The sequence below is a fragment of the Lentzea sokolovensis genome (genome assembly GCF_033949975.1).
Taxonomy (GTDB): Bacteria; Actinomycetota; Actinomycetes; order Mycobacteriales; family Pseudonocardiaceae; genus Lentzea; species Lentzea sokolovensis.
This window is the reverse complement of record NZ_JAXAVU010000001.1, coordinates 643,697-663,472: the sequence shown is the minus strand read 5'-3', so window position 1 is coordinate 663,472 and position 19,776 is coordinate 643,697. Positions and strand designations below refer to the sequence as shown.

The following is a 19,776-nucleotide window of genomic DNA, read 5'->3' as shown; positions in this document are numbered from 1 at the left end:
CTGGGCAAGTTCTAACTGTCGAGGTCCACGGGCTCGCCCCTGATCGCGGTCACGGAACCGCCGGTCTGCGCGGCGAGCCAGACCTCGAAGTCGTCCGGGTCCTTCGTGAGAACGGTGAAGGTGACGTCATGACCGTATTCGGTGTCCGCGACGTGGTACCCGGCCGCGCGCAACGCGTTCTCCAGCTTCCCCGCCTGGTCGTGAGCCGAGACGAGACGTCTCGTCTCGTGGCGCTCGCGGGTGAGAGTGCCGAGCGCGTCGATGGCCTCCGACACTGCTCGTCCGTACGCCCGGACCAGTCCACCGGCACCGAGCTTGATCCCGCCGTAGTAGCGGGTGACGACGACAGCGGTGTCCACGAGATCCCGGCGCGTCAGCACTTCCAGCATCGGAACGCCTGCGGTGCCGGCAGGTTCGCCGTCGTCGGACGACCGTTGGGTGTCGAGAGTCCGGAACGCCGTGCAGTTGTGCGAGGCCTGCCAGTGCTCCTTGCGGATCCGCGCGAAGAACTCGGAAGCGTCGGCATCGGAGGTGACGCGGGCGACGTGACACAGGAACCGCGACCGCTGGATCTCGATCTCGTGCGTGCCGTCCCGCTTGATCACCTTCACGGCTCGATTGTCCGCCTGCGTTGTTCGGCCTCACCGAACAGGGCGTCCAGTTCGGCCGGCGCCACCTCTTCCAACTGCTCGTACGTGCACTCCATCGCGGTCTTGTCCGCACGGAAGCGCACAAGCCGTGAGGTGTGCCGGAACCGTCCACCCTGCACGTGCTCGTACCGCACCTCGGCCACGCGCGTCGGTTCGAGCAGCACGACCTGAAGCTGCTTCTCGGGGTTCCATCGGCTGTTCATGCCAGGACCCTCGTACGTCGCCCACGCGCTCCACGGATGCTCGGCGGGGTTGAGCAACGGCTTGAGCTCCTCGACCAGCTCCCGCCGCCGCGCCGCGGTGAAGCTGCTGGCCACACCGACGTTGTGCAGTTCGCCGTCCTGGTAGAGCCCGAGCACCAGCGACCCGACCGTTTCGCCGTCCTTGTGCCACCGGTAGCCCGCGACCACGCAGTCGGCGGTCCGCTCGTGCTTGACCTTGAACATCACGCGCTTGTCGGGCTCGTAGACGCCGTCCAGGGCCTTCACCATCACGCCGTCGAACCCCGCGCCCTCGAACCGGGTGAACCAGTCCTGCGCCACGTCCGGGTCCGCTGTGGACGGTGTCAGGTAGACACCGGGGACTTCGGTGACGATCTCCTCCAGCATCTTGCGCCGCTCGCCGAGCGACAACCCGGTCACGTCCTGGTCGCCGCACGCCAGCAGATCGAACGCCACGAAGCTCGCCGGCGTCTCCACCGACAGCTTGCGCACGCGCGACGCCGCCGGGTGCAGCCGCAGCTGGAGCGTGTCGAAGCTCAGGCCGTCGGGCGTGACCAGCACGATCTCACCGTCCACCACGCACCGCGGCGGTAGCGCCTCCCGCAGCAGCTCGACGACCTCGGGGAAGTACCGGGTGAGCGGCTTGTCGTTGCGCGAGCCCAGCTCGACCTCGTCGCCGTCGCGGAACACGATGCAGCGGAAGCCGTCCCACTTCGGCTCGTACGCGAGTCCGTCGCCGCGCGGCAGCACGGGCACGGACTTCGCGAGCATCGGCTTCACCGGCGGCATCACGGGCAGGTCCACACCGGGACCATAAGCTCAGCGGAGAGCCACCGCGAGCTTTTCGAGTTCCCGCACGTCCGCGTCCATGCCGTCGTCCTCGGGAATGGCCAAGGCGATCGGCCGCCGCATCGTGACCGCTCCCGACCTGCGCGTCTCCAGCCCGGCCCGCAGCCGTTCGGACAGCGGCAGCTCGTCCGGCGTCTCGGCGACGTACGGGCTGATCCGCACCAGCCCGTCCCGGCACTCGATCACCCGCCGGTAGTAGCGCCGATGCACGCCCCGCAACGACAACGTGTCGCGCTTGGACGGCACGCGGTGCAGGGCGTCCTCGGGGAACGACTGGTTCAGCAACGTCCACAGTGGAGAGAGCCGGTGGTACGCGCGCAAATGCCGCAGCCACAAACGAGTCGCCGCGAACCGCATCGCGGCGATCGGGTAGATCACGCCGACGACGCACAGCAGCACGCCGGGCAGCAGGAACCACACCGCGGTGGTCAGCAGCCAGCGGGGGAGCGGCTCGCCGAAGTAGCGGGAGACGTTCGACGACACGAAGATCGCGTCCGCGGGCACCAGCAGCGCGAGGCCCGTCGAGGTGATCCGCAGGCCGCGCCGCAGCCGGGGCTCGGCGCCGCGGGCGTAGCGGCGGGCCCACACGAACATCGCCGCGAAGCCGTAGAGCAGGTAGCCGTTGCCCAGCGCGTAGAACACCGTGATGGCGAGAACGCCGGTCGGGCCGCCGCCGAGCGAGTTCGGCACGCGGGCCGCCGCCACCCTCAGGTCGTCCGGGATCGCGAGCACGGCCCACGTCATGAAGCTGATGCACAGGGCGAGCGGGATCAGCTGCAGGAGAGCGTGCTTGCGGGCCTTCTCGTCGTCCAGCGCCGAGAAGATGAAGAAGCAGATCAGGCCGTACACGCCGACCTGCAGCATCGAGTGCTGGATCAGCTGGCAGACCATCGGGTCGAGCCCGAGGAACCACCGTCCGTTCGCCGCCGCGCGTCCGAACGGATACCCGATCGCCCAGCCGGCCACCAGGCCCGTCACCGAACGCAGCCGCGGATCGTGCGGGCGGCGGACGAGCAGGTACAGCACCACGGCCAGCGCGGAGAACGCGACGATGCCCTGGGTCTCCTTGAGGTACTCCACCTACAACCACCCCAGGCGGTCCGCGAGCGACTTCGACATGCGGCGGGCGGGACCCTCCGACGCCCGCGGCGCCACCTTGTCCAGCACCGACGCCCATTCCAGGATGATCGTCGCGACCGTCTCGGCCTCGCGCTCGTGCTCCGAGTCGTAGGACGTGCGCCGCAGCGCGCGCCGCACCGCGTCCGGTTCGAGGTCGGGGTACAGGCCCGCGAGCAGGTCGTCGTCCTGCTCGTCGCTCGTGTGACCGGCCAGCAGGTGGCCGAGTTCGTGCAGGATGATGTGGTTCTGGTGCGCCTTCGACGTCTCCTGCTGGTACAGGATGTAGTCGGCCTTGGCGGTGGCGATCCACACGCCGTACGGGCCGGGCACCGGAATCGGGTGCGCGATCAGCCGGATGGGCTTGCCGCGCTGGTCACCGACACGGCGGCAGAGCTCGCCGACGTCGAGCGGCGGCTGGATGTCCAGTTCGTTCAGCAGGCGGCGGCACCGCTTGCGCAAATCTCGTTCGGCCACGAGTCATCCTTCGCCGCGCTCGGCCTGTTCCTGTCGGTAGACGACGTCGAGCAGCTCCATGACCAGGCGGCGGCGGTCCGGCGACAGTTCCCCCGCCCGCATCGCCATGAGCTGCGCGTCGCTGCCCGAGGCGATCTCGTTGAGACGCGACTGCTCGTCCTGCAACGATTTCAGCTGCTCGTCGACGCGGTCGGTGACCTCGTCGTCGAAGAAGTAGCTCACGGGCACACCGAAGAAGCCTGCCAGTGCCTGCAGGTGCTTGAACGTCGGGTTGTCCTTCTTGGACTTGCGCAGTTGCCAGATGTAACTCTGGGAGATGGTCACGCCGGTATCGGCGATGGCCGCCGCGACCTGCTCGTTGCTGTACTCCTGGCCTGACCTGGCGGTGTGCCGCGCGAAGAGGTGGTTGAGCTTGTCAGCCAGGGACCGTTGCCCCGCCATGCCGCCTCCCCGGTCGCGCGCAGTGAGCGTCTCCACCCATGGAAAGGGCTATCTGGGTGACGAGATTTTCACCAGTTGAAAGCCCTCCAATGGCCAACATAGACTCCCCCCGTGTCTGTCTCAACTGCGGAGGGTGTCCGCGCGGTCCGCGACAGTCATGACAGCCCACCTGATCGCCACTTCGCGGAGGTTCCGGGACATGGCGCTTGCTGAACGACAGGGGTCGTTTCACCGCTCGGTGATCGACGTCGTCTACAAGACCATGAACCAGCTCGCGCAGACGGACTCGCCCAACGAGGTGTTCGAACTGCGTGAGCAGCTTCGTGCTGCTCTGCCGTGGTGGCGCGGGCTGCTGCGGATGCACGAGCCGAACGAGCGGCATCGGTGCAAGTCGTGTCACGCCTGGTACGGGCGGCATCGCGCGTGGCCCTGCCCGGTGTGGCGGGACGCGGTGCAGGCGCTGCACCAGCTCAACGACATGTACGGGTTTCTCGGGGCACCACACCCCGCGGACCCGCTTCCAGGGGAACGGGTGGTCGTGAGTGGTTCCGGGCGCCTCGACGACCAGAACCACTCACGATCCTCCTAGCCGATCTTGAAACTCTGCGCGGCCGACCCGTTGCAGGTCGCCTGGATCAGCTGCACACCGTCACCGGACCCGGCCGGCGCCGACAGGCACTTGCCGGAGTGGCGTGCCGTCAGCGTCGAGTAGCCGTCGGAACCGGTGGTGACCCGCCACTGCTGGTTGGTGCCACCACCGAAGTCCCACAGGTGGATGCCGGCGTTGTCGGCGCTGGACACGTTGCTCACGTCCAGCACCTTGGCCGGGTCGTTGCGGTACTCGACGCGGGAGTAGCCGTCGGTCGTCGCCACCGCGCGGAAGTTCTGCGCCGTGGTGCCGTTGCACGCGTACTGCTGGATGACGGTGCCGTTGCTCAGGCCCGCGGCGGCGGCGTCGACGCACTTGCCGTTGCCGCGGTTGACGACCGTCTTCCACTCACCCTGCGGCGGCGGGGTGCCGCCACCGCCCAGCCACAGCAGGCTGTCGATGAGGAAGTTGTTCTGGGTGGCGCTCGCGAACGTGGACGACAGCGGCCGGTTCGCCGCGTAGTCCATGGCGTTGTGCCCGAAGTTCGCGTAGATCATCTTGTAGTTCTTGTTCGACCACATGATCGGGTAGTAGCCGCTGCGCCACTGCTGGTTCGGGTCGGTGCCGAGCGGGAAGCTCGACGGGTCGACGCTCGCCAGGATCTGGATGTTCGGGTTCTGGCGCAGGTCGCGGTCCCAGCTGTACCACTCGCTGACCGCGGAGGTGAACTTCTCCGGCAGCCGCAGCGTCGACGGGTGCGTGCGGGTCTCGACCTTCAGCACCGCGGTCGTCGGGCCCCACGTGTTGCTGACGAAGTTCCCCTTGGCCAGGAACGTGTTGTGGTACCAGGGCCACTCGTTCGCGTTCTGGGTGAACGCGCTGACGTGGAAGCCGAAGAACCCGCCACCGGCCTCGATGTAGCGCTGGAAGCCGGTGCGTGCGGCCGCCCCGGTGGGCGCGTCGTCGAGGAAGATCACGACCTGCGCCTGGGCCGGGGTCAGGGTGCCCAGCCGGTTCCAGTCACGGGTCGACTCGTAGGTGAAGCCGTTCTCCTGGCCCGCGCGGGTGAGCCACGGGTTCGCCTCGTTCACGAACGCGATGTGCGCCGCGTCCCAGGTGCCGTTGTAGAAAGCGAGGACTTTGAACGGTGCCGCCTGTGCCGTGCTCGTTGCCGAGAGCGAAACCGGGACGAGGGTGGCGGCGAGCATTGCCAGCAACGCCAACAGTTTTCGAGCCATTCGGGTACACACCTTCGTGTAGCAGGGGTTGCGCGCCCGAAGATCATCGTAGAGAAGGTCTAGACCTGTTGGGGACCGGGACGTTCACAGAATTCTTTTGCGCCACAACATGATCCCGCCGAGGACGGCGAGCCCGCCCAGTGCGGCCACCACGGCCGATATGCCGAACCTCGTTGCGTTGGAAGGAGGTTGTTCGGCGCTCGACGCAACGGGAACAGGTCGCGGGATGCTCGACTTCGGTGCGGACGGCTTGGTCGACGGCGCGGCGGAGCTCGGGGGCGCGGCCAGCACCGGGGGTGCGGCGACGGGTGCGGGCTGGGCCGCCGGTGGTGCGGGCTTCACGGCCGCGGCGATCTCGACGTCCGTGCACGAGTAGTAGGTGTCGGGGGTGTCCGTGTTCTGCCAGACCGTGTAGATCAGGTGGCGTCCGGTCCGGTCCTTCGGCAGCTGCACCTTGAACTCGTAGGAGCCGTTGACCAACGGGGGAGAGGGCACGTCGAGGAACTGGTCGAGGTCCGCCCATCGCAGCGGCGCGGCGGGCGAGTAGCCGTCGCGCGTCACGTAGAAGCGGAACGAGCCCTGGTGCGGGATCGTGGCCTTGTACGTGAAGTCCGTGCTCTTCAGCTTCGTGGCGGGCCACTGCGCGCTCGGCAGGTCGAGACCGGCGTACTTCGGCAGCCCGGCGCTGCACAACCGGCCGTCCGGAACCTTGGCCTCGTCCTGGCCGCGGACGTTCGGCAGCCGGATGTTGTCCCACTCCTTGGACGGCAACCCCGCCGCGATGGCGCTGCGGCAGAGCGGGGATGATGCTGTGGGCTGACCTGGCGAACACAGGAAAGCCCTGCTCGCGGGGTCAGTGGGCGCGCCATGGGCGTGCGCGGGAACCGCGGAGAGCATCATGAGCAGCGATAGCACGCCCAAAAGGCGAAACACAGGCACCGCCCCCTTCCTTCTAGGGGTACGCGTGCCAGACCCAAGTCGTTCACGGAAGATGTATTGACATGTCCTTCGCTGATGAGGTGTCCGCGGCCGCAGCCCGGCTCGGCGGTGTAGCACGCACGACCCCGCTGGAGGTCAACCAGCGGTTGTCCGAGAGGACCGGGGCGCGCGTGTGGTTCAAGCGCGAGGACCTTCAGGTCGGCCGTTCCTACAAGCTGCGTGGCGCCTTCAACCTGCTCTGCCAGACCGAGTTCGCGTTCGGTGGAGCGGTCTGCGCGTCGGCCGGCAACCACGGCCAGGGCATGGCGTACGCCTGCCGCCGTCTCGGCATCGAGGGCCGCGTGCACGTCCCGCGGACCACGCCGCGCCAGAAACGCGACCGCATCCACGCCCTCGGGCAGGGCATGGTGCAGCTGGTCGTGGACGGCGACACCTACGACGACGCGGCCGCGCTGGCGAAGGAGTACGCGCAGCAGACGGGCGCGACCCTCGTCCCTGCCTTCGACGACCGCCGCACGGTCGCCGGTCAGGGCACCGTCGGCCTGGAGATCGTCCAGCAGCTCGGCGGCGCGCCCGACGTGATCGTGGTGCCCGTCGGCGGTGGCGGACTGCTCTCCGGCGTCGGCACGTGGTTCAGGGAACGCTTCCCGCGCACCCGGATCATCGGCGTGGAACCGGCCGGCGCCGCGAGCATGATCGCCGCCATCCAGGCCGGCGGTCCCGTGACGCTGCCCGAGGTGGACTCGTTCGTCGACGGCGCCGCGGTCCGCCGCGCCGGCGAGGTGACGTTCCCGATGGTGCGCGACAGCGGCGCCGAGCTCCTCACGGTGTCCGAGGGCGCGGTCTGCACGGAGATGCTGGAGCTGTACCAGATCGACGGCATCGTCGCGGAACCCGCCGGAGCGCTGGCCTCGGCCGCGCTGCTGGAGGAGATCTCCGTCGCGCCGGACTCCACGGTCGTGTGCCTGCTCTCGGGCGGCAACAACGACGTCTCGCGCTACGCCGAGATCGTCGAGCGGTCCATGATCCACCGCGGGCTGAAGCACTGGTTCCTGGTCGAGTTCCCGCAGGAGCCGGGCGCGCTGCGCCGGTTCCTCGACGACGTGCTCGGCAAGGACGACGACATCGTCCAGTTCGAGTACATGAAGCGGGACAACCGGGAGACCGGGGCCGCGCTGGTGTGCATCGAACTGGGCCGCCGCGAGGACTACGACCTGCTGTGGGGACGGATGAAGGAGTCCCCGCTCAAGATCCAGCACGTGGAGCCGGGGTCGACGGCGTACCGCTTCCTGATCTAGGCGGTGCTCACGCGGTGCAGCACGGCGCCGGTCGCGACCTCGATGACCTCGACCAGGTAGGCCGAGCGCTGGACCGCCACCCACGGCAACCCGTGGTGGAGGAGCACGGGACCGTCGAACTCGACGACCGTGCGCACGTCTTCCAGCGTGCGCGCCCGGACGACGGCACCCTCGCGGGTCAGCAGCGCCGGTCGATCGTCGAACTCGGTCAGCCCGAGGACCTCCTCGGCCGGTGGCACGGGGATGACCTCGCCGTCCCGCCCGTACCCCCACGTCACCCAGCCGTCGTCGCGCCGCCCCGCGGTCCTGCGGCTCGGGCCGAACAGCGACAGGCCCGCGCCGTCCAGCACGGTCTGGAACGGAAAGCGCTCGGGCTGGTGCACCTTGGAGTTCGACGGTTCGAGCCTCACGTGGCCGGGCGACCAGCTGAACTCCCACCACAGTCCGGCGCGGCGGAAGTAGACGCGGTAGTCCCAGAGCTCCACCGCGTGGAGGTAGAGCGGCGACAGGTCGCGCTCCGCCTCGTCGGCCACGCTGAAGTCGATCGGGATGCGCAGGTTGCGCATGATCGTGTCGTGGTCGTCCTCGTAGTGCACGAACAGTTCGCCGTCGACCTCGATGAGCGCGTTCAGGCCCGTTCTGGACACGTAGGTGGCGGCGAGCACGGGACCGGGCAGCCGGACCTCGGTCACCGGTGCGCCGGGCTCCCACAGCACCACCTCGTCGGGCCGGTGGCCGCGCGCGAGGAGGAACGGTCCGTGGCTGGGGAAGACGGGGAAGCGCAGCACGGTGCCGCGTGCCCCGGGCTCCAGCAACCGCCGGCACTCCTGTTCGGACGGTGGCCGGAACTCGAACCGCTCCTCGCCGATCGTGACGCGCACGAGTTCGCCGTCCTCCGCGATGGTCACCGGGCGTCCAGGACGACGTTCCTTGAAAACAGCCGCCTTGAGCGCGGCCGGCCATCCCCTGCGCGGAGGGGCCGGGACGCCCTCGAACTGCTCGCCCGCCCGTTCCAGCGCCACGATCACGGCCAGCCGCACCAGATCCAGCCGCGCGGAGGAGTTCGGCAGGTCTGCCGGAAGCAGCGTCCGGCCGGGGTGCGGTGTCGTCCCGGCGATCGCGTTCACCATCGCGCGGAACTCCGGCCCCAGCTCCGCTTCCATTCCCGCGTGCATCTTCGTCCCCCCAGACGTCGGCTGGGACGATCCTCTCAGGACAGGGGCGTGCCGGGCACCCCGTTCGCGGAATGCCCGGCACCTAGCGGGTACTACGGCTTGGGCGGGCAGACCTTCCACGCGAAGTGGTAGGTCGTCTCGATGGATCCGTCCGTCGAGTCCATCGCGATGAAGCTGGTGACCTTCTTCGGGTCCGACGTGCCCGCCATGACCCGCAGCTCCGTGTTGATGTTGAAGTTCCGCTTCTCGCCACAGGGGTGGTAGACGATGGCGGCCACGTCGGTCGTGTCCGTCGCCTGCCAGTCGTCGCTGAGCGGGCCCTTGTAGTTGTGCTGCTTGTACTCGGTCTGCGACATGCCCTGGAAGTAGTAGTTGGCCTTCTCCAGGGCCGTGGCGCCGCGTTCGAGGTGCGCGAAGCCGCGGTAGTCGGTGGACGCGATGCCGTAGGTGAAGCCGGACGGCACGTTGACGCGCAGGTTCAGCTGGCAGTTCTTGCGGAAGTCGGTGGGCAGTGCCTGCGGGCCGACCTGCGCCATGAACTCGCTGTAGGTGACGGTGAAAGCCTTGTTGTCGGGGCTCACGGCGACGGCGGCCGTTCCCGCCCGGCAGCCTGAACCGTTGATCGTCACGACGTCGATGGTGATGTTCTCCGGCGGGGGCGTGTCGCCGGGGGCGCCACCGGGGGGAATGATGATCGTCGACATCGCGAGCGCGGCCGCGGCGAGTGTGGTGAGCATGGGGCACCTTTCCGTCTGGGGTTCAACGAAATGAACGGGCGGCGGCAATCGGTGCCTGGATCAGCAACGCTTCCAGGAGAACTGGTACTTCGTGCTCACACTGCTGTCCGTGGAATCCATCGTCATGAAGCTGTTGGCCTTCGACGCGGTTCCCGCGTTCACGCGCAGTTCGGTGTTGATGTTCAGGTGGCGGACTTCCCCGCACGGCGCGTAGATGATTTCCGACACCGTCGCGCGGTCGGTGGCCTGCCAGTTGTCGCTCTTCGGGCCGTTGAACGTGTGGGTGCGGCTCGCGGTCTGCGACATGCCCTGGAAGTAGTAGTTGCCCTTCTCCGTGCCCGTGGCGCCCTGCTGCAGGTTGGCGAATCCGCGGTAGTCGGCCTGGGCGATGCCGAACGTGAAGCCCTGCGGGTAGCTCACTCTGATGTTGAGCTGGCAGTTCTTGCGGAAGTCGGTGGGGCCTGAGCCCTGTCCGGCCTGCGCCAGGTACTGGCTGTACGTGACCGTGAACGCCGTGCGGTCGTCCGCGGCCGCGACAGCCGCGGTGCCGGCCGGGCAGCCGGAACCGTTCACGGTGACGACGTCGATCGTCACGAAATCAGGAACATCGGATGCTGCGTTCGCGGCCGGCGCGGTCAGGACCGCGGACAGCGCGAGGGCAGCAGCCGCCACCGTTTTCAGCATGGTCAGCCTTTCCAAACATGACTGCGGTAGCGGCGGCGGAATTCAGACGATATCGGAAACTCTGCGTGGTGACGGGCCGCCGAATGGGTGACTGAATTGATCGGCAATGCCCGCACGAATTCACGACGAATTGCACGCCCGAAATCTTCGGCCGTGCGCGAACTATGTTCACTCACCGTGCAGGGAATTGACCTGACGATTGTCTGACGATCGCCGGCGGCTGCGCCGTCCGAGTGGTGCGCGGCACAGCGGTACCCCGGGAAGAAGTGCTCCTCGCCGAACGTTGACACTGATGACGATGTCCAACCCCGACGAGGAGTGCGCCTGATGGCTCCCGACCAGCTGACCGTCTACTCGACCTCGTGGTGCGGCTACTGCCGGATCCTGAAGAGCTCGCTCGACCGCGAAGGCATCGAGTACGTCGAGATCAACATCGAGGAGACGCCGGGCGCGGCCGACTTCGTGATGGAGGTGAACGGCGGCAACCGCACGGTGCCGACCGTGCACTTCCCGAACGGCGCGGCGCTCACGAACCCGTCGCTGGCGCAGGTCAAGGAACAGCTCGCGGCCTGACCCGCTACTCGTACAGGAACGCCGTGGTCGACTGACCGTCGAGCGTCTCGCGGATGATGTCCGCGTGGCCCGCGTGCTGCGCGGTCTCCCGGATCAGGTGCAGCACGATCCGCCGGATCGACATGGGCTTCGGGTTCTGGTCCCAGGGCGCGGACGGCAGCGGCACCAGCTTGTCGAGCGAAGCGGTGCGCACGGCCTCATCGGTCGTGCGCACCGCTTCGTCGTAGGACTCCAGCAACGCGTCGAGGTCGTCGCCGGTCCAGGTGTACTGGTCCCAGTCGAGCATGCCGGGCGGGGTGCCGGGCTGTTCGGTCAGGATGTGGGTCCAGCCGCGCTCACACCAGGTGAGGTGCTTGAGCAACCCACCCAGCGTGAGCTCGCTGACGGTCGTGCGCTTGACCGCCTCTTCGGCGGTGAGACCTCGCACGGTGACGCGGAAGGTCCTGCGCTGATCGTTCAGCTCGTGCAACAGGTCGTTGAGCTCCATGGTCATGAATTGAAGCTACGACCGAACTAGGACCGCTCAAGTCCTAGTCAGGGCGACCACTAGCAGTAGAGGTTGTTGCCCTGCGCCACACCGATGATGCCGGTGATCTGCTGGTACTTCGAGACGCGGCTCTGGACCTGCGCCGGGTTGCGGCCGTCGCATTCCAGGGATCCGTTGATGCTGCGGATGGTCTGGCCGAAGCCGGCACCGTTGACCATCGCGTTGTGCGCCGTCATGCTGCCTGGTCCGTTCTGGGTCATCCAGTACCAGAGCGCCGTCCTCCACGCGGTCTTGGAGTCCTGCGCCACCTGCCACGGGTTTCCGAGCAGGTCGAGACCCATGTGGTCACCCGCGGCCTTGTAGTTGAAGTTCCACGACAGCTGGATCGGACCGCGGCCGAAGTAGGCGTAGGTGCCGGCGGGGCAGCCGTACCACTGGCTCTCGTCGCAGAGATCGTTGTTCTTGTTGATCTCTTCGATGTAGACGAGGCCACCGGTCTCGTGCGACGCGTTCGCGAGGAACGCCGCGATTTCCTGCTTCCTCACCGTGTCGCTGCCCGTCGTGGCGAACCCGGCCTCGGAGTTCACCGCGTTGACGAAGCCCTGGTAGGTGTAGAAGCTGTTGCGGCCGGGGAACATCTGGTTGAACTGGGCCTCGCTGACGAGGGAGTTGCCGGGGTTGCCGGGGTCGCCGCCGCCGTTGCAGGAGTGTGGCTCCCAGTACCAGGTGGAGATGATCGGGTCGTAGCCCGGGTTCTCGTTCTTGGCGCGGTAGTACTGGCCGTTGGTGTACTTCACGATCGAACCGGCGGGGTACCACGTGCCTGCCGCCCAGTTCGGAGCGCCGGTGCAGGTGCCGCCACCGGGGGTGCCGCCGCCGTCACAACTCGTCGGCTCCCAGTACCAGGTGGAGATGATCGGGTCGTAGCCGGGGTTGTCGTGCTCGGCGCGGTAGTACTGGCCGTTGGTGTACTTCACGATCGCGCCGGTCGTGTACCACGTGCCCGCTGCCCAGTTGGTGAACGAGCAGGCCTGTGCGGACACTTCCGCCTGTGAAGACGCGGTCGGCGCGATGACGGCCATGGTCGCCGCCATCGTCACCGCCGCGAGAGACGCCAGAATTCGTTTTCTCAGCAAGGTCACTCACTCCTGGAGTCTTTGCGCCCGGAGGATCAGGTATGTGAACAGCGCTGAGATTGGCACCAATGGTCCAGACCAGTCAAGGGTCTAGACCTGTTTTGTCACTAGCAGTAGAGGTTTGATCCCTGTGCGACACCGATGGTGCCGGTGAACTGCCGGTACTTCGAGACACGGCTCTCGACCGCTCCGGGGTTCTTGCCGCCGCACTCCAGTGATCCGTTGATGCTGCGGATCGTCTGACCGAAGCCGCGCGAGTTGAGCATGGCGGCGTGCGGGGTCATGGTGCCCGGACCGTTCTGCGTCATCCAGTACCAGATCGCGGTCTTCCATGCCGTCGTCGCGTTCTTCGCGACCTCGCTCGGGGTCCTCAGCAGGTTGATGCCGAGGTAGTCGCCGGCTGCCTTGTAGTTGAAGTTCCACGACAGCTGGATCGGTCCGCGGCCGTAGTACTGCTTGACGCCGGCGGGACATCCGTAGGACTGGCTCTCGTCGCAGTAGTCGCCGTTCTTGTTGATCTCTTCGACGTATTTGAGGCCACCGGTCTCGTGGGAGACGTTGGCGAGGAACGCCGCGAGTTCCTGCTTCTTCACCGTTTCGGAACCCTGGTTCACGAAGGTGCCGGACCAGTTGATCGCGGACTTGAGGCCCGCGTAGGTGTAGAAGGCGTTGCGGGTCGAGGACGGGAACATGCTGTTGAACTGCGCTTCGGTGATGATGTACGGCGCTGCCGTCGCCGGCTGAACGAGCGTGAAGACGCCGATCAGCGCGACGATCAGGGCGGCGGCGCGTGTCCGGAACATGGGGACCAACTCCTCGGAGCATCTGCGCGCCCACGGTGTGTTACCGCTCTCACGGTGGCAGGCAAGGCACTCCGAGCACAAGAGGTGGTCTATACCTTTTAGATACGTGAACCGGTTCGTCAGCTGCCGGAGCCGTAGGGCCGGGTGATGATCTCCAGCGCATGGCCGTCCGGGTCGTTCCAGTAGACGCCGCGGCCGCCGTCGTTGCGGTTGATCTGCTGCGGCTGGCTGTGGAACGGGTCGGCCCAGTAGTCGAGGCCGCGTTCCTGGATGCGGCCGAAGATCTGGTCGAACTCCTCTTCGGTCACGAGGAACGCGTAGTGCTGCTCGGTGATCGGGCCGCGGGCCGTCATGTAGTCGAGCGAGACGCCGTTCGCGACCTCGACGACGAGGAACGGGCCGTAGCGCACCGGGTCGGGCAGGCCGAGCAGTTCGGTGAGGAAGCGGGCGGAGTGGTCCTGGTCGCTGACGTGGACGATGGTGTGGTTGAGCTGTACGGGCATGCTTCCTGCTTACTCGGGTGTCAGTGCGTTGTCAGCGCGAACGGCGACGATCACCCGCATGAAGAGGGCGATCATCGCCGCCGCGTTCGTGCTGCTCGGTTTTGTCTCTCCCGGTGTCGCCAACGCGGAGACGCCGCCCGGTTGCGCGAGTGCCGCGCAGATCGGGTCGACCGGGTACGTCAAGTGGCGCGGCGACAACATCGCGTCCGTGAAGCAGTTCGCCGGGTGCGGGTCGAACTCAACAGCAGCCAGCAGGACGACAACTTCACCGCGTTCTCCAGCAAGCGCTGCTAGCTAGCTTCGAATCGAGAACACCGGCCACGTACCCGTGTGGTTGGTCTTGCGGGTCTCGTAGTCGATGGTGTTGGCGATCAGGTCGCTCGGCCGGTTCTCCACGAAGTTCGCGTAGAACGTCGTGTCGGCGCCCGCGGAGTACGGCACCGCCAGGTCGTGCTTCGCCGTCACCGCCCCGCCCGGCGTCCACGACTTCACCAGCAACCGCTTGCGATCCGCACTGGCGTAGGAGAAGTCGACGCCGTTGCCGGTCGCGGCGAGGTCCTTGAACAACGACGTCGAGGTGTCGGCCGTCGTGGAAGTCCAGGTGCCACCGGCGAAACGGGAGAGCACGATCTTGGCGCTGGTGCTGGTGTGCACGCCGTAGCCGAGCACGAGCGAGCCGTCGCTCAACGGCACCGTCACCGGGTTCTCCTCCGGAAGGTCCTTGCCCGCCGGGAGATCGGTGGGGTTCGTCGTGACGACCCGGGCCTTGTCGGTGTCCGAGGAGTCGATCACCGTTCCGAGTGACGCGCCGCCGACGGTGAACAGGTTCCCGGACGCCGTGTCGAGGTAGGCGACGTAGATGTTCTTGCCGCCGCCGTTGTGGCCCCTGGGGCCGCCGTGCAGCGACCAGGTCAGGTAGACGCGGCCGTTGCGGTGTGTCACGCCGAACGCGTACACCTCGGCGTACCTGTCGGCCGTGCGTCCCGAGTCGATGATCGTGCGCGGTGCGGACCACGTCCTGCCGTTGTCCGTCGACTTGATCACCTTGTACGTGCGGTACGGGTACGAGAGATCCGTGTTGTGGCTGTAGAACAGGTGGATCGTGTTCCCGGTGACGATCGGCTCGGGGTAGGTGTTCTTGTCGGTGCTGATCGTCCGAGCGGTCCACGTGCCGGTGATCGACCGCGGCGTGGGCGCGGTGTAGAGCTGCATCGACGTCGTGTGCGTGGCCCGGAAGATCGCGAGCCTGCCGTCGCCGAGCTGCGTGAGCACCGGGTAGTCGTGATAGGCGTTGTCGTGCGTCAGGTTCAGCGCGGCGACCTTGACCGCCGCCGACCACGAGTGCGCGGCGTGGTCGAACGCCCTGACGTAGATGTCGTGCCTGGTCCCCGAGTACGTCACGAACGTCTTGTTCACCGTCGCGTCGTACACGCCGGCGCCGTTGGTGCGCAGGCACCCGTAAACGCTCGCTGTGGTGACCGTGTCGAGAGTGGGCGCGGCCTGCGCCGGTTGACAAAACGCGACAAGAAGCAGCAACACTGCGGCCAAAGCGCGCATCGCCGACCTCCGATGGGTGTCGGGGCGGCGACGATCGGACAATACTGCCTCCCATGCGGACACTGGTTGTAGTCGGGCTGTTACTGGGGTTAACAGTCCCTGCTCAAGCGGCACAGGCGGACGAGGATCCTTCGTCGTTGGTCAATCCCTTCGTGGGCACGCAGAACTTCGGCAACACCTTCCCCGGTGCCTCGGTGCCGTTCGGGATGGTGCAGGTCAGCCCTGACACGGGAGGTCAGGGCGGGTACGACTACAAGGCCACCTCCATCTACGGCTTCTCGCAGACACACCTGTCGGGCGTGGGCTGCGGCGTCATGGGCGAGCTGCCGGTCATGCCGACAGTCGGGTCCGTTGACAACGTTGACATCAACGCCTACAAGTCCGATTTCAGCCATTCGGACGAAACCGCGCAGCCCGGGTACTACCGCGTCGGGCTGCCTCGTTACGGCGTGAACGCCGAACTCACGGCCACGCAGCGGACCGGGTGGCAGCGCTACGCGTTCCCGTCCTCCGCAGCGGCGAACGTCCTGTTCAACACCGGACGGTCCAACCAGACGGTGCTGGACTCGGAGATCCACGTCGTCGGTGACAGAACCATCGAGGGCCGGGTGCGCAACGGCCGGTTCTGCGCGGGCAAGGACGAGCACACCGTGTACTTCACGGCGTCGTTCGACCGCCCGTTCGCGTCGTTCGGTGCGTGGCGGGGGAGCGTTCCCACGGCGGGCGTCCGGGACGCGGCCGGCACCGGTGGGAACGGCGCCTGGGTCACGTTCGACGCCACCGCCGACCGGGACGTCGTGCTGAAGCTCGGCCTGTCCTACACCGGCATCGAGGGCGCGCGGAAGAACCTCGCGGCGGAGGCTCCTTCCTACGACTTCGACGGCGCGGTCGCGGCGGCCAAGGACGTCTGGAAGAAGCAGCTGGACGCCGTGCGGATCTCCGGTGGCACGCGGGACCGGCAGGTCGCGTTCTACACCGCGCTCTACCACTCGGTGCTGCACCCGAACCTCGCCGGTGACGTCGACGGCAAGTACATGGGCTTCGACGGCGAGGTGCGCACGGCGTCGGGCTACACGCCGTACCAGAACTTCTCGCTGTGGGACACGTACAGACCACAGAACCAGCTGTTGCAGATCCTGGAACCGAAGGTCGCCCGTGACGTCGCGCTGTCCGTAGTGGCCAGTGGACGGGACGGCGGATGGTTGCCGCGCTGGGCTTTGGCGTCGTCCGAGACCAACATCATGACCGGCGACCCGGTGACGCCGTTCCTCGTCGAGGCCTGGTCCAAGGGACTGCTCAAGGGGTACGAGGAGGAGACGTACAAGCTGTTGCGCGCCAACGCGACGTCGTTGCCGCCCGCTGAATCGCCGTACAACGGGCGATCCGGTGTCACCTACTACAACGACCGCGGATACATCCCGTCCGGCCTGGTGCTGGGCAAGGACTGCGCGCACAAGGGCGGCGACAACGACTGCGTGCACCCGGCTTCCGCGACCCTGGAGTACTCGGCGGCCGACGCGTCGCTGGCGTTGATGGCCAAGGGGCTGGGCAAGAAGGCCGACGCGCGCCTGTTCGCCGATCGCGGCCAGTGGTACCGCAATCTGTGGGACTCGTCGATCGGCCAGTTCCGGCCGCGCACCGCCGCGGGCACGTGGCTGACGCCGTACAACCCGGTCGACGCCTCGCACCAGTTCCACGAGGGTGGCGCCTACCAGTACCAGTGGCTGGTTCCGCAGGATCCGGCCGGGCTGGTGTCGCTGATGGGCGGCCGCAAGGAGACCGAGAAGCGGCTCGACTCGTTCTTCGCCTACGAGAAGCTGCTCGCCGACCCGGCCGGCACCGCACGGCACGACTGGATCACCGAGCCGTACGACTACTACGGCAAACCCACCTACAACCCGAACAACGAACCGGACCTGCTCGCGCCGTACATGTACCTGTGGTCGGGCACGCCGTCGAAGACCGCGACCGTCGTGCGGGCGGCGATGACGTTGTTCACCACCGGCCCGGACGGCATGACGGGCAACGACGACCTGGGCACGATGTCGGCCTGGTACGTCTTCTCGTCGCTGGGCATCTACCCGACGTTCAACGGCGCGGACTTCCTCGCGTTGTCCTCGCCGCAGTTCGAGTCCGCGACCGTCCGAATCGGACAGCACGGCTCGCAGGGCGGCACGCTGACCGTGACGGCGCCAGGGGTCTCGGACACCAACCGGTACGTCAAGAGCGTGTCGTTCGGTGGCCGTGACGTCCGCAAGACCTGGCTCTCCTGGTCCTCGTTGCAGCGCGGTGGAAAGCTCGCCCACCAGGTGTCGTCCAAGCCCTCGTCGTGGGGAACCGCGAAGGGTGACGAGCCGCCTTCGCTCAACGACGGCGACGAGGACTCGCGTCGTGCGTTGTCCGCGTCGCTGCGGAATTCGGAGATCGTGCTGCCGACCTCGGACTCCGCGCAGTCGCTGACGGTGCAGCTCGACGTGCTGGCCCAGTCGCCGGGGGCCACGACCGTGCGGCCGGTCGCGACCGTGCCCGCCGGTTGGAAGGTGAGCGGTGCCAAGCCGTTCGTGATCGTGTCGCGGCACCTGCCGACGCAGAAGACGGTGCCGTTGACGCTGACCGTGCCCGCCGGGGTGGCTCCGGGCTCGTACGAGGTCTCGGTGCAGGTGGAGGCGGTGGCGCTCAAGGCCGTGGTCGAGGTCAAACCGGCCGCGCTGTGCGCGTTCTCGACGTGTTCGGTCGACGTGACGCCGGAGCTCAACCACGACGGCACGGCGACGGTCGCCGACTCCGCGTCCGGCAACTTCGACGGCGGTGGTTGGAGCTACGACGCGGCCCTGCTGCCCCCGGCCGGGCCGGTCACGTGGGGCGGCATCACCTACCAGGCGCCTGACCCCGCCGGCACGAAGCCGAACTTCGTGGAGGCACACGGGCAGGGGCTGTTGCTGCCCACCGGCCAGTTCTCGTGGCTGCACGTCGTGGGCTCGTCGCACAACGGACCGGTGTCGGCCGCCTTCACCGTCTGGTACACCGACGGCACCTCGGCCGAGGTCGTCGCCTCGGTGGCGGACTGGGCGGGCGGCGGCCCGACCGTGCTGGAGATGCCGCACCGCATCAAGGCGGGCCAGGGTGTCGACGGCCCGCCGGTCCGGCTGTTCGGTCAGTCGCTGAGGCTGGACGCCGCGAAGACGGTTCGTTCGGTCACGCTGCCCGACGATCCGCGGGTGGAGCTGTACGCGCTGACGCTGGCGTGACCAGTGCTGGTCGGGGTGCCCCCTTGAGGAACCGTTCCGCGGGCACCTCGACCAGCCGGTACAACAGCCACGCCCCGAGCATCGACACCACGAACATCCCCAGTGCCGCGACCAGCGGGAACGCGTGCACGTCGAGGAGCTTCTCGCTCACCCGGATGACGATCTGGTGGACCATGTAGAACGCGAACGACACGGTCCCCAGCCACACCATCGGTTTCGAGCGCCAGGGCGAGGGCCTGCCGGTGAGGTCGGCGACCGCCGCGGCCGGGATCAGCAGCGCCAGCGGGACGACCGTGCCCGCGACGTACGGGAACGAGGCCGGCAGGTAGCCCGACCCGACGTACGCGGCGACGAACAGCGCACTCGCGGGCCACAGCCCGAGGCCGATCCACTTCCCCTGCTGCACGACCCGCGCCATCGCCATACCGAGCACGAACTCCAAAGCGCGCACTGGCGGGAAGACGAAGACGAACCAGTATTCGATCGGACCAGGCATGGTTAGTGCGATTGCCGGAACGGCCATAATCGCGATCGCTGTTGCCGATGCGATCAACCAGGGACTGCGCATCTGCCACTTGATGAGCAACGGGAAAGCGAGGTAGAAGGCCATTTCGCACGACAATGACCACGCGGGCGTGTTCAGGCTGAAGTAGACGCTCTCGGCAGGGAACCACGCCTGGATCAGCGACAGGTTCACGAGCGCCGTCGCAGGGGACACCGCGGCGGCCGCGACCAGCACGAAGAGCCAGGTCGCGACGTGGTTGGGGAAGATCTTCGCCGCCCGGCGCCGCCAGACCGCGGGGGCGCCGGTGCCCGGCCTGGCAGACCACGTGAGCACGAATCCGGACAGGATGAAGAAGAAGCTGACCCCGGTCGCGCCCTGCCGGAATCCGATGTCGAGATATGGCCACAACCCAGCCGAGCTGATGTGGAATCCGAACACGACGAACGCGGCGATGAATCTCATGCCGGTCAGCGAAGGCAACCGCCCCGGCTTCGCTTCCGCCCCATGGTTCTGCACGCCGGTGAATTCGGCCGGATATCTTCCTCTGTTA

General features: G+C 67.4%; 21 protein-coding genes. 5 read left to right on the top strand and 16 right to left on the bottom strand.

Going from position 1 to position 19,776, the window contains the following annotated elements; all coding sequences use genetic code 11:
• Positions 1 to 11: 11 nt before the first annotated feature.
• The 5 genes from SK854_RS03155 to SK854_RS03135 are packed head-to-tail and all read right to left on the bottom strand — an operon-like array spanning position 12 to position 3,754.
• Entirely contained in the window at positions 12 to 611 is a 600-nt protein-coding gene (locus SK854_RS03155) for a YigZ family protein (protein WP_319973406.1), read from the bottom strand.
• Entirely contained in the window at positions 608 to 1,675 is a 1,068-nt protein-coding gene (locus tag SK854_RS03150; protein ID WP_319973405.1) for an ATP-dependent DNA ligase, read from the bottom strand. The genes SK854_RS03155 and SK854_RS03150 overlap by 4 nt, the downstream gene beginning before the upstream one ends.
• A 15-nt stretch (positions 1,676 to 1,690) precedes the next feature.
• Positions 1,691 to 2,800, bottom strand: a complete 1,110-nt coding sequence (locus SK854_RS03145; protein ID WP_319973404.1) for an MAB_1171c family putative transporter — start codon at positions 2,798 to 2,800, stop codon at positions 1,691 to 1,693.
• On the bottom strand, positions 2,801 to 3,313 hold the full coding sequence (locus SK854_RS03140) for an ImmA/IrrE family metallo-endopeptidase (protein ID WP_319973403.1): 513 nt from the start codon (positions 3,311 to 3,313) through the stop codon (positions 2,801 to 2,803).
• Between the two features lie 3 nt (positions 3,314 to 3,316).
• A complete protein-coding gene (locus tag SK854_RS03135; RefSeq protein WP_319973402.1) occupies positions 3,317 to 3,754 on the bottom strand; it encodes a helix-turn-helix domain-containing protein in 438 nt (145 codons plus the stop codon).
• Between the two features lie 199 nt (positions 3,755 to 3,953).
• On the opposite strand from SK854_RS03135, the gene SK854_RS03130 reads away from it, so the two are divergent.
• Positions 3,954 to 4,343, top strand: coding sequence for a hypothetical protein (locus SK854_RS03130; RefSeq protein ID WP_319973401.1), 390 nt, complete (start codon positions 3,954 to 3,956; stop codon positions 4,341 to 4,343).
• On the opposite strand, the gene SK854_RS03125 is transcribed toward SK854_RS03130, so the two are convergent.
• Positions 4,340 to 5,581 carry an RICIN domain-containing protein gene (locus SK854_RS03125; RefSeq protein WP_319973400.1) on the bottom strand — a complete coding sequence of 414 codons (1,242 nt, stop codon included), beginning with the start codon at positions 5,579 to 5,581 and terminating at the stop codon, positions 4,340 to 4,342. The two genes, SK854_RS03130 and SK854_RS03125, sit on opposite strands and share 4 nt — an antisense overlap.
• Positions 5,582 to 5,665: 84 nt before the next feature.
• Positions 5,666 to 6,496, bottom strand: a complete 831-nt coding sequence (locus SK854_RS03120) for a lytic polysaccharide monooxygenase auxiliary activity family 9 protein (RefSeq protein ID WP_319973399.1) — start codon at positions 6,494 to 6,496, stop codon at positions 5,666 to 5,668.
• An 86-nt stretch (positions 6,497 to 6,582) separates the two neighbouring features.
• Between SK854_RS03120 and ilvA the strand changes: the two genes are divergently transcribed.
• The gene (gene ilvA / locus SK854_RS03115; protein WP_319973398.1) at positions 6,583 to 7,818 is read left to right on the top strand and encodes a threonine ammonia-lyase IlvA; all 1,236 of its coding nucleotides are present in this window, start codon (positions 6,583 to 6,585) and stop codon (positions 7,816 to 7,818) included.
• Here the strand turns inward: ilvA and SK854_RS03110 are convergent.
• From SK854_RS03110 to SK854_RS03100, 3 genes are all read right to left on the bottom strand, one after another.
• Entirely contained in the window at positions 7,815 to 8,981 is a 1,167-nt protein-coding gene (locus SK854_RS03110; RefSeq protein WP_319973397.1) for a hypothetical protein, read from the bottom strand. The two genes, ilvA and SK854_RS03110, sit on opposite strands and share 4 nt — an antisense overlap.
• A gap of 104 nt (positions 8,982 to 9,085) precedes the next feature.
• Positions 9,086 to 9,697: a DUF4360 domain-containing protein gene (locus SK854_RS03105; protein ID WP_396424967.1), complete on the bottom strand. Its 612-nt coding sequence runs from the start codon at positions 9,695 to 9,697 to the stop codon at positions 9,086 to 9,088.
• 93 nt (positions 9,698 to 9,790) lie between these two features.
• Positions 9,791 to 10,414 (bottom strand): DUF4360 domain-containing protein, encoded by a 624-nt coding sequence (locus tag SK854_RS03100; protein ID WP_319973395.1) that lies wholly within the window; start codon positions 10,412 to 10,414, stop codon positions 9,791 to 9,793.
• Positions 10,415 to 10,741: 327 nt separating this feature from the next.
• On the opposite strand from SK854_RS03100, the gene SK854_RS03095 reads away from it, so the two are divergent.
• The gene (locus tag SK854_RS03095; RefSeq protein ID WP_090069138.1) at positions 10,742 to 10,987 is read left to right on the top strand and encodes a mycoredoxin; all 246 of its coding nucleotides are present in this window, start codon (positions 10,742 to 10,744) and stop codon (positions 10,985 to 10,987) included.
• Positions 10,988 to 10,991: 4 nt separating this feature from the next.
• Here SK854_RS03095 and SK854_RS03090 read toward each other — a convergent pair whose 3' ends face one another.
• From SK854_RS03090 to SK854_RS03075, 4 genes are all read right to left on the bottom strand, one after another.
• On the bottom strand, positions 10,992 to 11,480 hold the full coding sequence (locus SK854_RS03090; protein ID WP_319973394.1) for a DinB family protein: 489 nt from the start codon (positions 11,478 to 11,480) through the stop codon (positions 10,992 to 10,994).
• 53 nt (positions 11,481 to 11,533) lie between these two features.
• Positions 11,534 to 12,556: a chitinase gene (locus SK854_RS03085; RefSeq protein WP_319973711.1), complete on the bottom strand. Its 1,023-nt coding sequence runs from the start codon at positions 12,554 to 12,556 to the stop codon at positions 11,534 to 11,536.
• Positions 12,557 to 12,717: 161 nt separating this feature from the next.
• Positions 12,718 to 13,413: a chitinase gene (locus tag SK854_RS03080; protein ID WP_319973393.1), complete on the bottom strand. Its 696-nt coding sequence runs from the start codon at positions 13,411 to 13,413 to the stop codon at positions 12,718 to 12,720.
• 119 nt (positions 13,414 to 13,532) lie between these two features.
• Positions 13,533 to 13,916: a VOC family protein gene (locus tag SK854_RS03075; protein ID WP_319973392.1), complete on the bottom strand. Its 384-nt coding sequence runs from the start codon at positions 13,914 to 13,916 to the stop codon at positions 13,533 to 13,535.
• A gap of 58 nt (positions 13,917 to 13,974) precedes the next feature.
• On the opposite strand from SK854_RS03075, the gene SK854_RS03070 reads away from it, so the two are divergent.
• Positions 13,975 to 14,214, top strand: a complete 240-nt coding sequence (locus SK854_RS03070; RefSeq protein WP_319973391.1) for a hypothetical protein — start codon at positions 13,975 to 13,977, stop codon at positions 14,212 to 14,214.
• Here the strand turns inward: SK854_RS03070 and SK854_RS03065 are convergent.
• A complete protein-coding gene (locus tag SK854_RS03065; protein WP_319973390.1) occupies positions 14,211 to 15,473 on the bottom strand; it encodes a BNR-4 repeat-containing protein in 1,263 nt (420 codons plus the stop codon). The genes SK854_RS03070 and SK854_RS03065 overlap by 4 nt on opposite strands.
• A gap of 53 nt (positions 15,474 to 15,526) precedes the next feature.
• Here SK854_RS03065 and SK854_RS03060 point away from each other — a divergent pair, with 53 nt between their 5' ends.
• Positions 15,527 to 18,721, top strand: coding sequence for a GH92 family glycosyl hydrolase (locus SK854_RS03060; RefSeq protein WP_319973389.1), 3,195 nt, complete (start codon positions 15,527 to 15,529; stop codon positions 18,719 to 18,721).
• Here SK854_RS03060 and SK854_RS03055 read toward each other — a convergent pair.
• Positions 18,669 to 19,688: an acyltransferase family protein gene (locus SK854_RS03055; RefSeq protein ID WP_406601703.1), complete on the bottom strand. Its 1,020-nt coding sequence runs from the start codon at positions 19,686 to 19,688 to the stop codon at positions 18,669 to 18,671. The two genes, SK854_RS03060 and SK854_RS03055, sit on opposite strands and share 53 nt — an antisense overlap.
• Between the last annotated feature and the right edge of the window lie 88 nt (positions 19,689 to 19,776).

Bases quoted from the DNA above. Each gene is read 5' to 3' on its own strand.
- SK854_RS03065 (WP_319973390.1), bottom strand. From the start codon at position 15,473: ATGCGCGCTTTGGCCGCAGTGTTGCTGCTTCTTGTCGCGTTTTGTCAA.
- SK854_RS03095 (WP_090069138.1), top strand. From the start codon at position 10,742: ATGGCTCCCGACCAGCTGACCGTCTACTCGACCTCGTGGTGCGGCTAC.
- SK854_RS03105 (WP_396424967.1), bottom strand. From the start codon at position 9,697: ATGTCGACGATCATCATTCCCCCCGGTGGCGCCCCCGGCGACACGCCC.
- SK854_RS03130 (WP_319973401.1), top strand. From the start codon at position 3,954: ATGGCGCTTGCTGAACGACAGGGGTCGTTTCACCGCTCGGTGATCGAC.
- SK854_RS03085 (WP_319973711.1), bottom strand. From the start codon at position 12,556: ATGGCCGTCATCGCGCCGACCGCGTCTTCACAGGCGGAAGTGTCCGCA.
- SK854_RS03060 (WP_319973389.1), top strand. From the start codon at position 15,527: ATGCGGACACTGGTTGTAGTCGGGCTGTTACTGGGGTTAACAGTCCCT.
- SK854_RS03125 (WP_319973400.1), bottom strand. From the start codon at position 5,581: ATGGCTCGAAAACTGTTGGCGTTGCTGGCAATGCTCGCCGCCACCCTC.
- SK854_RS03075 (WP_319973392.1), bottom strand. From the start codon at position 13,916: ATGCCCGTACAGCTCAACCACACCATCGTCCACGTCAGCGACCAGGAC.
- SK854_RS03055 (WP_406601703.1), bottom strand. From the start codon at position 19,688: ATGAGATTCATCGCCGCGTTCGTCGTGTTCGGATTCCACATCAGCTCG.
- SK854_RS03070 (WP_319973391.1), top strand. From the start codon at position 13,975: ATGAAGAGGGCGATCATCGCCGCCGCGTTCGTGCTGCTCGGTTTTGTC.
- SK854_RS03110 (WP_319973397.1), bottom strand. From the start codon at position 8,981: ATGGAAGCGGAGCTGGGGCCGGAGTTCCGCGCGATGGTGAACGCGATC.
- SK854_RS03090 (WP_319973394.1), bottom strand. From the start codon at position 11,480: ATGACCATGGAGCTCAACGACCTGTTGCACGAGCTGAACGATCAGCGC.
- SK854_RS03135 (WP_319973402.1), bottom strand. From the start codon at position 3,754: ATGGCGGGGCAACGGTCCCTGGCTGACAAGCTCAACCACCTCTTCGCG.
- SK854_RS03080 (WP_319973393.1), bottom strand. From the start codon at position 13,413: ATGTTCCGGACACGCGCCGCCGCCCTGATCGTCGCGCTGATCGGCGTC.
- SK854_RS03100 (WP_319973395.1), bottom strand. From the start codon at position 10,414: ATGCTGAAAACGGTGGCGGCTGCTGCCCTCGCGCTGTCCGCGGTCCTG.
- ilvA (WP_319973398.1), top strand. From the start codon at position 6,583: ATGTCCTTCGCTGATGAGGTGTCCGCGGCCGCAGCCCGGCTCGGCGGT.